Annotated in this window: 11 protein-coding genes; 5 read left to right on the forward strand and 6 right to left on the reverse strand. The window is 66.6% G+C overall.

What is annotated here, in order from left to right; all coding sequences use genetic code 11:
* Positions 1-25: 25 nt before the first annotated feature.
* From E1832_RS16060 to E1832_RS16085, 6 genes are all read right to left on the reverse strand, one after another.
* Positions 26-832, reverse strand: coding sequence for an ATP-binding cassette domain-containing protein (locus E1832_RS16060; protein WP_133360791.1), 807 nt, complete (start codon positions 830-832; stop codon positions 26-28).
* Positions 825-1,691 (reverse strand): ABC transporter ATP-binding protein, encoded by an 867-nt coding sequence (locus E1832_RS16065; protein ID WP_133360792.1) that lies wholly within the window; start codon positions 1,689-1,691, stop codon positions 825-827. The genes E1832_RS16060 and E1832_RS16065 overlap by 8 nt, the downstream gene beginning before the upstream one ends.
* Positions 1,688-2,539: an ABC transporter permease gene (locus E1832_RS16070; protein ID WP_133360793.1), complete on the reverse strand. Its 852-nt coding sequence runs from the start codon at positions 2,537-2,539 to the stop codon at positions 1,688-1,690. Before E1832_RS16070 ends, E1832_RS16065 begins: the two co-directional genes overlap by 4 nt.
* A complete protein-coding gene (locus E1832_RS16075) occupies positions 2,532-3,542 on the reverse strand; it encodes an ABC transporter permease (protein ID WP_133360794.1) in 1,011 nt (336 codons plus the stop codon). Before E1832_RS16075 ends, E1832_RS16070 begins: the two co-directional genes overlap by 8 nt.
* Before the next feature lie 70 nt (positions 3,543-3,612).
* A complete protein-coding gene (locus E1832_RS16080; protein ID WP_133360795.1) occupies positions 3,613-5,142 on the reverse strand; it encodes an ABC transporter substrate-binding protein in 1,530 nt (509 codons plus the stop codon).
* Between the two features lie 59 nt (positions 5,143-5,201).
* Positions 5,202-6,773: a phytoene desaturase family protein gene (locus tag E1832_RS16085; protein WP_245514012.1), complete on the reverse strand. Its 1,572-nt coding sequence runs from the start codon at positions 6,771-6,773 to the stop codon at positions 5,202-5,204.
* Positions 6,774-6,883: 110 nt separating this feature from the next.
* Between E1832_RS16085 and E1832_RS16090 the strand changes: the two genes are divergently transcribed.
* Genes E1832_RS16090 through E1832_RS16110 form a run of 5 tightly spaced genes read left to right on the forward strand, consistent with a single transcriptional unit; the run spans position 6,884 to position 13,421 of the window.
* Positions 6,884-7,675, forward strand: coding sequence for a cyclase family protein (locus tag E1832_RS16090; RefSeq protein ID WP_133360797.1), 792 nt, complete (start codon positions 6,884-6,886; stop codon positions 7,673-7,675).
* 3 nt (positions 7,676-7,678) lie between these two features.
* Entirely contained in the window at positions 7,679-9,247 is a 1,569-nt protein-coding gene (locus tag E1832_RS16095; RefSeq protein ID WP_133360798.1) for a phytoene desaturase family protein, read from the forward strand.
* A gap of 8 nt (positions 9,248-9,255) precedes the next feature.
* On the forward strand, positions 9,256-9,714 hold the full coding sequence (locus E1832_RS16100; protein WP_245514013.1) for a MarR family winged helix-turn-helix transcriptional regulator: 459 nt from the start codon (positions 9,256-9,258) through the stop codon (positions 9,712-9,714).
* Between the two features lie 9 nt (positions 9,715-9,723).
* Positions 9,724-11,871 (forward strand): thiamine pyrophosphate-dependent enzyme, encoded by a 2,148-nt coding sequence (locus E1832_RS16105; RefSeq protein ID WP_133360800.1) that lies wholly within the window; start codon positions 9,724-9,726, stop codon positions 11,869-11,871.
* Positions 11,871-13,421, forward strand: a complete 1,551-nt coding sequence (locus E1832_RS16110; protein WP_133360801.1) for an indolepyruvate oxidoreductase subunit beta family protein — start codon at positions 11,871-11,873, stop codon at positions 13,419-13,421. The genes E1832_RS16105 and E1832_RS16110 overlap by 1 nt, the downstream gene beginning before the upstream one ends.
* Positions 13,422-13,728: the final 307 nt, after the last annotated feature.

A 13,728-nucleotide genomic window follows, 5' to 3' on the forward strand; every position in this document is an offset into this window, starting at 1 on the left:
CCCTCTGCCCTACGCCGGCGCGCGCTCAGACCCAGACCTGATCCAGATCCGGCAGCGGGATCGCGTCCAGCAACTCGCGGGTATATGCCGCCTGCGGCGCGTCGAACAGCGCCTGGGTCTCGCTGTATTCGACCACCTCGCCGCGATGGAGGACCACCGTGTGCCGGCACAGCCGCCGGATCACCGAGAGGTCATGGCTGATGAAGGCCAGTGTCAGGCCCAGCTCGCGCACCAGCTGCTCCAGCAGATTCAGAACCTGCGCCTGGCTGGAGACATCGAGGCCCGAGACGATCTCATCCGCCAGGATGAAATCCGGCTCGGTGGCGATGGCCCGGGCGATGCCGACGCGCTGGCGCTGCCCGCCCGAAAGCTCATGCGGATAGCGTTTGCGGAAGACGCGCGGCAGGCCGACGTGGTCCAGCGCCTGATCGACGCGGCCGGATACCCGGTCGAAGCCCTGCAGTTTCAGCGGCCCGGCGATGATCGCCCCCACCGTTCGTCGCGGGTTGAGCGAGGACATCGGATCCTGAAAGATCATCTGGAACCTACGCCGCAGCGGGCGCAGCGCATCCTCGCCCAGATGGGTGATGTCCTGCCCCTCAAAGCGGATCGCGCCGCTGTCCGGTTCGATCAGCCGGACCATCGCCCGCCCCAGCGTCGATTTGCCGGAGCCGGAGCCGCCGACGATCCCCACCACATCGCCACGCGGAATGCGCAGCGAGATGCCCTTGAGGATCTCGACCCGCGGGGCCGGACCGAGCAGCGGCTTATGCGCCATGTCGGGAAAGGACAGGCGCAGGTTCTCGATGTCATAGATCGGTGTGTCAGACATGGCCGTGCATCCTGTCAAAGGCTTCGATCTCGGCCCGGACGCCGTCGATCACCGCCTCGGGCACCGGGGTCAGGCTGGCGTCGGGGTCGGTGTATTTCGGCGTCGCCGCCAGCAGGGCGGCGGAATAGGGATGCGTCGGCCCGGCAAAGAAATCCCCGACCCGCGTATCCTCCAGCACCTTGCCGCCATAGAGCACGGTGAGCGACTGGCAGATCTTGGACACCACGCCCAGATCATGCGTCACGAACAACAGCGCGGTGCCATGGCGCGCCTGCATCTCGCGGATCAGGCGCAGGATCTGTTTCTGCACCGTCACGTCCAGCGCCGTCGTCGGTTCGTCCGCGATGATCAGCCGGGGTTCGGCGGCAAAGGCCGAGGCGATCAGGATGCGCTGGCGCATGCCGCCCGAAAGCTCGTGCGGATAGGCGCGCATCACCCGCTCCGGCTCGGGGATATGCACCTCGTCCAGCAGCTCCAGCGCGCGCACCTGCGCGTCGTGCCTGGTCCAGCCGAGGATATCGACCAGCCGGTTGGTGATCTGCGGGCCGACCCGGCGCGAGGGGTTGAGCGCGGTCAGCGGATCCTGCGGGATCAGCGCCGCCCTGGCGCCGATCACCCGGCGGCGGTCGCGCGGGCGCATCGCCAGCAGATCCTCTCCCTCCAGCACGATCCGGCCCGATGCGACCCGCACCGCCGGCGGCAGCGTGCCCAGAACCGCCTTGCCGATCATGCTCTTGCCGGCGCCGCTTTCGCCGACCAGCCCGCGCACCTCGCCCGCGGTGACCGTGAGTGACACGTCGCGCAGGATCGGCGCGGGGCCGACAAAGGCGCTCAGATTTTCGATGGTCAGAAAGCTCATCTCAGCACCGGATCGAAATGGTCCTTCAGCCCTTCGCCCAATTGGCTGAAGCTGAGGACGGTCAGAAACAGGGTGATCAGCGGGAACACGAGCACCCACCAGGCCTGATGGATCGACAGCCGCCCCTCGGCGATCATGCTGCCCCAGGTGGGCTGATCGGTCGAGATCGACAAGTTGACGAAACTCAGGATCGCCTCGACGATCACCGCGATGCCCATTTCCAGCGTCAGCAGAACGACGATGGTGGGCAGTACATTGGGCAGGATCTCGGCCAGCATGATCGAGAACCGCTTGCGCCCCGCCACCTGGGCCGAGGCGACGTAGTCCATCGCGCCCTGGCTCATCGCTTCGGCCCGGATGACGCGGGCGAAGCGGGTCCAGTCGATCACCACGATGGCGATGATGATGGAACTGAGGCCGGTGCCGAGCACCGCGATCAGCAGGATCGCGAAAAGCACCGGCGGAAACGCCATCCAGATGTCGACAAAGCGCGAGATCACCATGTCCGGCCAGCCACGGAAATAGCCGGCGATCAGCCCCAGCAGCGCGCCGATCAGGCAGGTCAGCGTCCCCGCAATCAGCGCCACCCCCAGCGCCACCCGGGCGCCGTGGATGATCCGGCTGAGCACGTCACGGCCCAGCGAGTCCGTGCCCAGCGGAAAGGCCGCGTCGGCGCCATGCTCCCAGAACGGCGGCAGACGCGCGCCGAACAGATCCTGCGCCAGCGGATCGTGCGGTGCGATCAGCGGCGCAAACACCGCCGCCAGCGCCAGCAGCGTCAGCCAGCCGGCCGACAGCCAGAGCCGCGCACCCGCGCGGCGTTTCACCAGTCCGCGCGCATCAGCCATGCCGCAACCTCGGGTTCAGGGCGGCATAGGTCAGATCGACGACCAGGTTGACCACCGTAAAGATCAGCGCAAACAGGATCACGATCCCCTGGATCAGCGGCAGATCGCGGTTGATCACCGCGTCGATCGCCATGTTGCCGAGCCCCTCGTAAGAGAACAGCCGCTCGATGATCACGGTGCCGCCGATCAGAAAGGTGAACTGCACCCCGATCAGGGTCAGCGTCGGCAGCACCGCGTTGGGCAGCGCCTCGCGGGTGATGACATGGTTTTCGCCATACCCCTTGGTGCGCGCCAGCGTCACGTAATCCAGATTCATGGTTTCTTTCAGCGATTGTTTCAGAAGCTGGGCGATGATCGCGGCCAGCGGGATCGCCAGCGCCAGCGAGGGCATGAACATATGCGAGACCAGGTCGGCCCAGATGTCGAAGCGCAACCGCAGCACGCTTTCGAACAGGTAGAAATTGGTGGAAAACGGCAGATCCAGCGCCGGGGAGACGCGGCCGGAGATATGGAACACCGGCCAGAGCACCCCGAACAGCAGGATCAGCACCAGCCCCCAGAGGAAATCGGGCACGCTCAGCGCCATGCCGTTGGCCACATCGATGGCGCCCTCGGTCCTTGTGCCGCGCCGCCGGGTGCCGGTCAGCGCCAGCGCACCGCCGATGATCACCGCGACCACAAGCGCCATCACCGACAGCTCGATGGTGGCGGGCAGCCGCGACAGCACCAGCCCCAGCACCGGCTGGCGGGTGGTGATCGAGGTGCCGAAATCGCCATGCAGCACGCCGGAAAGCCAGATCACGAATTGTTCCGGAATGGTCTTGTCCAACCCGTAGAGCGCCTTGAGACGCGCAATGTCCTCCTCGCCCGCGCCCGGGGGCAGCATCATGGCGATCGGGTTTCCGGGCACGACGCGAATGACGAAGAACACGATGACCGCCACGCCAAAGAGCGTGATCGCCATGGTCAGCAATCGCAGCAGGATCCGTCTGATCAATGTCATGGATATGGTTCCGAAAGCCGGAGGGCGGGATGCGCCCGCCCTCCGGTCACTGGGGTTTGAGAAGCGCGGCTCAGGCGCGGGTCATCAGGTGCGGCAGCAGCGCGCCCGAGGCATGCGGGACCACCTTGACGCCCGGCGCGTGCAGGATCGGCTGCACATATTGCAGCAGCGGCAGCACCAGCGCGTTGTCGGCGATGAACCGGCTGACGCCCTTCCATCCTTCGATCCGCTTTGCCTCGTCCGGCTCGCCCCAGAGCGGGTTGATCATGTCGATCAGATCCTGCCCGTCCCAGACCGAGTGCGGCGAGGGGCCGTACATGGCGAAGCCGGTCGAGGTGGTCGGATCGCCCACCGAGTTGCCCCAGTTGTAGAAGGCCGCCGGGGCCAGCTGATCCGCCGCGCGCAGCTCGTAATGCTTGGCGATCTCGTAGACCTCGATCTCGGCCTCGATGCCGACCCGGCGCCACAGCCCGACGATGGCCTGGATGATCTCATAGTCCTTGGGCTTGAACCCACGGGTGGTCTGGATGGTGAATTTGACCGGGTTGTCGGTGGAATAGCCCGATGCCGCCAGCAGCGCCTTGGCCCCTTCGGGGTCGTAGGGCGTCTTGATGGTGGGATCGTAGGCGTCGTATTGCGGCGTCTCCAGCGTGTCGATCGGAACCCCGTAGCCCGACAGCAGCCGATCGACGATGGCCTGCTTATCCACCGCCATGACGGCGGCCTTACGCACGTTCGGGTCGGTCATCACCTCGATGTCGTTGAAGAAGATCATGCCGATGTCGGAAATCGGCGCGGCCACACCTTCCAGCTTGCCGGCCTTCAGGCGGTCGAACTCCTCATAGGGCATTTCCAGCGTGACATGGGCGTTGCCCGATTCCACCTCGGCCACCCGGGCGGCGGCATCGGTGACGAACTTGATCGTCACGGTCTTGAACTCCGGCGCGCCGCCCCAGTAATTCTCGTTCGCCTTCAGGCGGACATAGGCGTTGCGCTCGTATTTCTCGACCATATAGGGGCCGGTGCCGATCGGCGCGGCCTCGAAGCCCTCGGGCCCGACCTTTTCGTAATAGGCCTTGGGCAGAACATAGCCGGTGAGGAAATACATCCATTTGAAGATCGTCGGGTCGAACTGTTTCACGTCGGCGAGGACGCGATTGCCCTCGACCCGGTGGTTTTCCAGCGTACCCCAGACGAACTGGATCGGGCTGCCGGTCTCGGGGTTGGCGACCCGGGCGAGGCTCCAGGCCACATCCTCGGCGGTGAAGTCCGAGCCGTCATGCCATTTCACGCCCTCGCGCACGTCCATCCAGACCTGGCTGCGGTCCTCGTTCCAGCCCCAGTCGGTCAGCAGGCCCGCTGCCGGCGAGAGGTCGGGCTGTTGCAGGATGAACTGGTCGAACACCGACTGGTAGATGCCCTGAATCGTCGGGTTGACCGCCGAGCTGCCGACCGTCGGGTCCCAGCTGGGCAGGTTGACGTTATAGGCGATGATCAGATCGTCGATCTGCTGCGCCCAGGAAAAGGTCGGCGCGGCGACACTCAACGTGGCCGCGGCGGCGGTGCCCTTGAGCAGGCTGCGTCTTGTCAGTTTGGTCATGTCGTTCCCCTGTTGGTTTCGTATGGTTTCAAGTCGTTTTTGTACGTTTCAATTCCGGGTCATTTCCCGGCTAGTTTCCGGCCGAGCTGATAGCCCGGCCCGGCGCCCGTGCCCGCCCCGGGCCAGACCGCGGCGCCCGTGTGATAGAGCCCCCGGATCGGGGTCGAGCCGTCGGCATAGCCGCGCGCCGGGCGGAACAGGAAATTCTGGCTGATGTGATGGCTGCCGCAAACCTGATCGCCGCCGACGAGATTGGGATTGTCGGCCTCAAGCTCGGTCGGGGTGACGATGCGCCGCCCGAGGACCTTGGCCCGGGTGCCCGGCGCGTAGCGTTCGAGCAGGTTCAGCGCGCGTTCGGCAAACGGCTCCGCCGCCTCGTCCCAGGTGCTGGCGGTGATCTCGCCGGCCGCGTCGCCGCAGATCTCGCCCGGCGCCATGCGCACCTGCAGCCAGAGCGTGTGCTGCCCGCCCGGCGCGCGCGAGGGGTCCACCGTGGTGGGCTGGCCGACCACCACCACCGGCGCGTCCGGCAACAGGCCGGCCACCGCCTGGGCATAGGTGCGCGCCATCTGGTCGAGCGAGGGCGCGATGTGCACATAGGCATAATCGCGCAGCTCCGGCCCGGCGGCCCAGTCGGGCAGGTCCGACATAGCCAGGTGGATCATCATCGTGCCCGGCGCATGGCGGAAGTTCCGCATCGCGGTGTCATAGCGCGCGTCGCCGCTGCCGCCGGTCAGCCGCTGCATGGCTTTGGGCGCCACATTGGCGATGACGGCACGGTTGGCGATGATGGTCTCGCCCCCGGCGACGACCCCGGTCGCCTTGCCGCCGGAGTGCAGGATCTGCCCGACCTCGGTGCCGCACAGGATGCGCCCGCCGCGGGCCTCGATCGCGCGCTGCAGGGCGGTGACCACGGTTGCCGCGCCGCCCTTGCCCAGCGCCATGCCAAAGGTTTGATTCGCCATCGCCTCCAGATAGGGAAACAGCGCACCGCCCGCGATGTCGGGCGCGAAATCCAGATGCATCCCCCAGGCCCCGAGCAGCGCCCGCAGCTTGGGTGATTCGAATGTCTCCTCCAGCCAGGCCCGCGGTGAGGACGCCAGAAAGCGCGCCAGATCCTGACTGCCGCCCAGCCCCTTCCGGCGCAGCGCCCTCCAGACAATAGATGCCAATGCATGTATTTTCATGGGAGAGCCGAGAAGGCCGAACAAATGTTCGGCCTCGGCCGGAAACCCCGCCGACAGCACCCCCCAGGTTTGTGCGTCGCGCTCTGACAGCGCCGCGATCCGGGCCCGGTTGGCACCCGCATCGGTTCCGATACCCACCCAGGTTCCGTCAGGAAAGACGCTTGAAAAACAGTCGCTTGCCGGGGCGAACTCCAACCCATGCCGGGACAGCTCCTCGGCGTTCTGCTGAAAATAGGGCGAGCCCGCAAAGAGCGACAGGTTCATCGCCGCCCAGTCGTGGGCGAATCCCGCGACCGTATATTCCCCCGTGCGGACCGCGCCGCCGGGCTCATCCGCCTGTTCCAGCACGATCACCGACCAGCCACGCCTGGCCAGGTGATGTGCGCAGACCAGCGAATTGATGCCGCTGCCGATTATGACCGCATCTGCGGATAACTGTGCCAAATCTCGCCCCCTGACCTTGCCAATATATTTGCAAAAGCATTTAATCCTGTCTAGCATTGTTTCACATCGAAGCGCCTCGTCGAGGCGTCAAAACACGTAGGGAGCAAAAGATGAGCGCATCGAACACGCTGCAAAGCCTGGGGGCGATGATCGCCTCGGGCGGGATCGAGGTGGTGGACTGCACCGGGATGCTGGGGCCGGACACGCCGATCCTGCAACTGCCGCCGGATTTCGCCAAGAACACCCCCAAGGTCGAGATTCACAAGATCAGCGAATACGACGAAGACGGCCCGTTCTTTGCCTGGAACTGGCTGGTGCTGGGCGAGCATACCGGCACCCACTTCGACGCGCCGCACCACTGGATCACCGGCCGCGACAACCCCGAGGGCTATACCGACACGCTGGACGTGCAGCGGCTGATCGCGCCGGTCAACGTGCTCGATTTCTCAAAGGAATCCGCCGCCGATCCCGATTTCCTGCTGACCATCGACCATGTGAAGGCCTGGGAGGCAGAGCATGGCGAGATCAATGCGGGCGAATGGGTCGTGCTGCGCAGCGACTGGGATCAATACAACGATGACGAGGCGAAATTCCTCAACGCCGACGAGACCGGCCCGCACACCCCCGGGCCGACCGCCGAGGTGATCCAGTACCTGATCGACAAGGGCATTGTCGGTTGGGGCAGCCAGTGCATCGGCACCGACGCCGGCCTTGCCGGCGGCATGACGCCGCCGTTCCCCGCGCATAACCTGCTGCATGCCAACAACCGCTTTGGCCTGGCCTCGCTGGCCAATCTGGACAAGCTGCCGGCCAAGGGCGCGATCCTGATCGTCGCTCCGCTGAAGATCCAGAAGGGCACCGGCAGCCCGATCCGCGCGCTGGCGCTGGCGCCGAAGGGCTGAGCCATGGCAACGGTCGATCACGTCATCATCGGCACCGGGATCAACGCCCTGGTCGCCGGGGCGCTTCTGGCGCGGAAGGGCAAGAAGGTCGTGTTGCTGGAGCGGGAAGACCGCGCCGGCGGCTGCATGATGACCGAAGAGGCGACGCTGCCCGGGTTCCACCATGACGTGATGGCCGCCACCTTCGTGCTGTTCCTGACCTCGCCCGCCTATGCGGAACTGGCAGGCGACCTGGGGCGGCACGGGCTGGAGTTCTGCCATACCGCCCATCCGACCGCCGTGTTGCGGCCGGGCGGGCGGGCCACCGTCCTGAGCATGGACCGCGCCGCGAATGTCGCCGCCTTCAACGGGCTGGCCGCCGGCGACGGCGACCGGCACGCGGCGGATGTGGGCGGCATCGAGGCCGACGCGCCGTTCCTCTTTGCGCTGCTGGGCGGCGATCTGTGGTCGCGCGGCACCGCCAAACTGCTGGCCGGCCAGGCCTGGAAGCGCGGGCTGAACGGGCTGAAAGCCTGGATCGGCGAGGCGCTGGTTCCGGCGCGCGGCTGGCTCGGGACGAATTATCAAAGCGAGGACATCCAGGCGCTCTGGGCGCCCTGGGTTCTGCACACCGGACTGACACCGGAGTCCACCTATTCGGGCCAGATAGGAAAAGTCATCGCCTTTGCGCTGGAGGCCGCCGGCGCGCCGGTGGTCAAGGGCGGTGCTGGACGCGCCGTCGATGCCTTTCGCAGCCTGATCGAGGAGAAGGGCGGTCAGATCCGCACCGGTGTCGATGTCGCCCGCATTCTTGTCGAGGGTGGCCGCGCCACGGGGGTCGAGACCGCCGGCGGCGAAAAGATCATGGCCGGCAGCGTACTGGCCTCGGTCGCGCCGGGGCAGCTTTATGGCCGCTTGCTGCGCGATCACGCGCAGCCCGAAGAGCAGGCAGGTGCGCGGGCCTATCGCCACGGGCGGGGCAATTTCCAGCTGCATTTCGCGCTGGACCGGGCCCCGGACTGGCGGGCCGAGGGGCTGGACGACGTGGCGCTGATCCATCTGTCCGATGGCATCGACGCGGTGTCGAAATCCGCCAATGAGGCCGAGCGCGGGATGATCCCGCAAACGCCCACCATCTGCGTCGGCCAGCCGCACCGGCTGGACCCCAGCCGCTGCCCCGAGGGCAAGGCGATCCTGTGGCTGCAGATCCCCGATGCGCCGCGCGTGATCAAGGGCGATGCGGCCGGCGAGATCGAGACCAACGGCACATGGGACGAGGCCACGCGAGAGGCCTATGCCGACCGGATCGAGGCGATTCTGGCGGCGCATATCCGTGATTTCGACAAGATCAGGCTGGCCCGCCGCGCCTATTCGCCCGCCGATCTGGAGGCGATGAACATGAACCTCGTCGGCGGCGACCCCTACGGCGGGCAATGCGGCATCGACCAGTTTTTCGTGTTCCGCCCGTTCCCCGGATCGCGCAACGGCACCACGCCGGTAAAGGGCCTGACCCACATCGGCGCCTCGACCCATCCCGGGCCGGGCCTTGGCGGCGGATCGGGGTTCAACGCCGCCAAGAGGCTGGGCGGATGAGGGATCAGATGAGTGCACCGCGCCGGCTGGGCGAAATCGGGCTGAACAATTTTCCGCCCTACCTGATGAACCGCATCATGGGCCGCTACAACGCCAGCCTGCGCGAGGACATGGCCCATCAGGGCATGAGCACACCGAAGATGCGCTCGCTGGCGGTTCTGTCGGTGATCGACGGCATCCTGATCCGGGAACTGGCGGTCTATGCCGTGGTCGAGCAGTCCACGCTCAGCCGGGCGCTGGACGGTCTTGCCGCCGATGGGCTGATCCGGCGCGAGCAAGACAAGGACGACAGCCGCGCCACCCGCATCTTTATCACCGAGCAGGGCCGCGCCGCCTTCGAGCGGCACTGGCCGGCTATGGCGCGCGTCTATGAGCAGATGTTCCAAGGCATCCCGCAGGCCGAACAACAGGCCTTTCTGGCGGTGCTGCACAAGATCCTGCGCAATGTGCGCAAGAACGAATTCTGAGGACAAAATATGGCCGAGAGATCCTTCAAGAAGGAAGTCGAACACCTGCGCAAGGGTGCGGGAGAGACCTTTACCGGCGAGGGCATCCTGGCGATCACCAAGGCGCTCTTGGAAAACGGGGTGGGTTATGTCGGCGGCTATCAGGGGGCGCCGATCAGCCACCTGATGGACGTGCTGGCCGATGCCGAGGAGCTGCTGGGCGAGCTCGGCGTGCGGTTCGAGGCCAATGCCTCGGAGGCCGCGGCCGCCGCCATGCTGGCGGCCTCGGTGCATTACCCGATCCGCGGCGCGGTGACGTTCAAGGGCCCGGTGGGGGTCAACGTCGCCTCGGACGCGCTGGCGAACCTCGCCTCGTCCGGGGTCAACGGCGGCGCGCTGATCATCGTCGGCGAGGATTACGGCGAAGGCTCCTCGATCATGCAGGAGCGCAGCCATCCGTTTGCCATGAAATCGCAGATCTGGCTGCTGGATCCGCGGCCCAGCCTTCCCTCGATCGTCAAGGCGGTCGGCGACGGGTTCGCGCTGAGCGAGGCGTCGAACACGCCGGTGATGATGACGGTGCGGATCAGGTCGTGCCATGTCACCGGCAGTTTCGAGTGCCGCGACAACGTCGCCCCGACCCTGACGGTCAAGGACGCGCTGGCCAACCCCAGAAAGGACTTCAACCGGGTGGTGCTGCCGCCCGCGTCGTTCGTGCATGAGCATGACAAGATCGACAACCGCTGGCCGGCCGCCGAGAAGTACATCACCGAGCACAAGCTCAACGAGGTCGTCGGGCCGGAAACCGCCAAGATCGGTCTGGTCTGCCAGGGCGGCATGTACAACGGCGTGATCCGTGCGCTGCAGCGGCTGGGGCTGGCGGACATCTACGGCAACTCCGACATCCCGGTCTATTGCCTGAACGTCACCTACCCGCTGATCGGCGACGAGTTCGCCGCCTTCGCCGCCGGCAAGGACGCCGTTCTGGTGATCGAGGAGGGCCAGCCGGAGTTCATCGAGCAGACGCTCTCCACCTTTGTGCTGCGCAGGGGCCTGAAGGTGCGGCTGCATGGCAAGGACATGCTGCCGATGGCCGGCGAATATACCGGCAAGGTTATCCTGGACGGGATCACCGCCTTTCTGAAAGAACACGGATCCGACCTGCTGCCCGGCCAGACCCGCGCGCCGAACCAGCCGGCGCCGGCGATCCCGGATCTGTCGAAAACCGTGCCGACCCGGCCGCCGGGGTTCTGCACCGGCTGCCCGGAGCGGCCGATCTTTGCCGCCATGAAGCTGGTGCAGGAGGAACTGGGCGAGCACCAGATCACCGGCGACATCGGCTGTCACCTGTTCGCCTGCCTGCCCCCCTTCGAAGTCGGCGGCTCGACCATGGGCTATGGCCTGGGCCCGGCCTCCAACGCCGCCTTTGACGGCGGCGGCGACAAGCGGGCGATCTCGATCCTGGGCGACGGCGGGTTCTGGCACAACGGCCTCTCGTCTTCGATCGGCAACATGGTGTTCAACAAATCCGACAGCGTGGCGGTGATCGTCGACAACTATTACTCGGCGGCGACCGGCGGGCAGGACGTGCTGTCGTCGCGCGCCGACAACCCGACCAAGGCGACGCAAAACTCGATCACCGACGCGGTGAAGGGGATCGGCGTAAAATGGGTGCGCCAGATCGACCGCACCTATGACGTGACCAAGATGCGCGACACCCTGCGCGAGGCGCTGACCACCGACGAGCCGGGACCGAAGATCATCGTCGCCTCGTCCGAATGCATGCTGAACCGCCAGCGCCGGGAAAAGCCGCTGCGCAACCAGGCGATCAAGGACGGCGCGCGCGTCGAGGTGCCGCGGTTCGGCGTCGACGAGGATATCTGCACCGGCGATCACGCCTGTATCCGTCTGTCCGGCTGCCCGTCCCTGTCGCTGAAGCGGTTGGACGATCCGCTGCGCGACGATCCCATCGCCCATATCGATCAGTCCTGCGTCGGCTGCGGCAACTGCGGCGAGGTGGCCGATGCCGCCATCCTTTGCCCCAGCTTTTACCGCGCCGATGTGGTGCACAACGCCACCGGGTTCGAAAAATGGTGGCAGGGCGTTTCGGGGGGCGCGATCCGCTGGCTGCAACGCCGCCGCGCCGCCAAACGCCTTGAATTCCCGGAGACCGTCTGATGAGCATCCAGCAAGCCTTGGCCCCGCGCCAGCCCGACGAGAAACTGAACACCATCATCAAGCTTGCCGTCCTTGCCGTCGGCGGCCAGGGCGGCGGGGTGCTGACCAACTGGATCGAAAGCGTCGCCCGCGCGCAGGGATACGCGTGCCAGGCGACCTCGGTCGCGGGGGTGGCGCAGCGCACCGGCGCCACGATCTATTACATCGAGATGGCGCCGATGGGCGAGGTAGCGCCGGTGTTCTCGCTGGCGCCCTCGGCCGGCGATGTCGACGTGATGATCGCCGCCGAGATGATGGAAGCCGGCCGCGCCATCCTGCGCGGCTTCGTCACCCCCGACCGCACCACGCTCATCGCCTCGACCCATCGGGCGCTGGCGGTGTCGGAAAAGATGGTGCCGGGCGACGGTATCGCCTCGTCCGACGAGGTGCGCGCGGCCGCCGAGGTGGCCGCCGACAAGCTGATCATGTTCGACATGGACAAGCTGGCGATCCAGAACGGCTCGGTGATCTCGTCGTCGCTGTTCGGGGCGCTAGCCGGGTCCGGCGCGCTGCCCTTTCCGCGCGACGCCTTCGAGGAGGCGATCCGCGCCTCGGGCAAGGGGGTCGAGGCCTCGCTGCGGGCCTTTGGCGCCGCCTATGACCGGGCGCAGAACGCCGCCGTCGATCCGGCCGAGGCGAAACAGGCGAAACCTGCCTCTGAAATCGCCGTGCCGCAGGGCCCCAGCGGGCTGATGAAGAAATGGGCGGCGCTGTCCGCCCGGGTGAACGCCCTGCCCGAACCGGCGCAGGAGATGGCGCAGCACGGTCTGCGCAAAGTGGTGAAATTCCAGGACGTCGCCTATGGCGCCGAATACCTCGACCGGCTGGAAGAGATCGCCGTGCTGGACGTGGCGGCGCATGGCTTTGCGCTGTCGGCGGAGGCGGCGAAATACATCGCCAACGCCATGGCCTATGACGACGTGATCCGGGTGGCCGACCTGAAGACGCGCGGCGCGCGCTTTGCCCGGATCCAAGAGGAGATGGGCGCAAAGGACCGCCCCGTCGCCCTGACCGAATTCATGCATCCCCGCGCCGAAGAGATCGCCGGCATGCTGCCCGCCGCGATAGGGGCGAGGGTCGAGGCGAACCCGAAGGCGATGGCGCGGCTCGACCGCTGGTTCAACAAGGGCCGCCGGGTCCGCACCCACAGGCTGGGCAATTTCCTGATGCTCTACGTGCTGGGCGGGCTGCGCGGCTATCGCCGCCGGACCCTGCGGCACAGGTACGAGCAGGAGCATCTGGCGCGCTGGCTGGACCAGGTGAAGGGCGCGGTGGCGCAGGATTACGCCTTTGCGGTGGAACTGGTGCGCTGCCGGCGGCTGGTGAAGGGGTATTCGGACACCCACGCCCGCAGCCTGTCGAAATTCGGCCGGGTGATGGAGGCGGCAGAACTGGTGCGCGGCCGCGCAGACGGGGCCGACTGGGTCGCCCGGTTGCGCGAGGCGGCCCTGCAGGACGAGAAGGGCGCGGCGCTGGATGGCGCGATCCTGACGGTGCGCAGTTTCGCCTGAGGGGGCAGAAGGGACCCGGCGTTTCCACCTCGCGCCGGGATCTGTGAGGAAGGCCCGCCGGTTCCGGCGGGCTTTTTATTGGCGTAGAATACCCAGCCCGGAATCCAGGCGCGAAGCGCCGCCGGGCAGCGCCCGACCGCCCCCCGGGCGGGCGCTTCTGCATCTGATGCGCATAGAGCTCATGTCCGATGTTCCGGCGACCATAAAGTGACGATTTCACAACGAGTGAGCGCCCACCCACGGCCGGGCGCTGCCCTCTGTTGCGCTCTTCCTCAAAAAACAAAACGCCCGACGCTTGTGCGCCGGG

The sequence above is a fragment of the Antarcticimicrobium luteum genome, from assembly GCF_004358185.1.
GTDB lineage: Bacteria > Pseudomonadota > Alphaproteobacteria > Rhodobacterales > Rhodobacteraceae > Antarcticimicrobium > Antarcticimicrobium luteum.

Excerpts from the sequence above, each read along its gene's own strand:
- E1832_RS16060 (WP_133360791.1), bottom strand. The coding sequence starts at position 832 with ATGTCTGACACACCGATCTATGACATCGAGAACCTGCGCCTGTCCTTT.
- E1832_RS16065 (WP_133360792.1), bottom strand. The coding sequence starts at position 1,691 with ATGAGCTTTCTGACCATCGAAAATCTGAGCGCCTTTGTCGGCCCCGCG.
- E1832_RS16070 (WP_133360793.1), bottom strand. The coding sequence starts at position 2,539 with ATGGCTGATGCGCGCGGACTGGTGAAACGCCGCGCGGGTGCGCGGCTC.
- E1832_RS16075 (WP_133360794.1), bottom strand. The coding sequence starts at position 3,542 with ATGACATTGATCAGACGGATCCTGCTGCGATTGCTGACCATGGCGATC.
- E1832_RS16080 (WP_133360795.1), bottom strand. The coding sequence starts at position 5,142 with ATGACCAAACTGACAAGACGCAGCCTGCTCAAGGGCACCGCCGCCGCG.
- E1832_RS16090 (WP_133360797.1), top strand. The coding sequence starts at position 6,884 with ATGAGCGCATCGAACACGCTGCAAAGCCTGGGGGCGATGATCGCCTCG.
- E1832_RS16095 (WP_133360798.1), top strand. The coding sequence starts at position 7,679 with ATGGCAACGGTCGATCACGTCATCATCGGCACCGGGATCAACGCCCTG.
- E1832_RS16100 (WP_245514013.1), top strand. The coding sequence starts at position 9,256 with ATGAGTGCACCGCGCCGGCTGGGCGAAATCGGGCTGAACAATTTTCCG.
- E1832_RS16105 (WP_133360800.1), top strand. The coding sequence starts at position 9,724 with ATGGCCGAGAGATCCTTCAAGAAGGAAGTCGAACACCTGCGCAAGGGT.
- E1832_RS16110 (WP_133360801.1), top strand. The coding sequence starts at position 11,871 with ATGAGCATCCAGCAAGCCTTGGCCCCGCGCCAGCCCGACGAGAAACTG.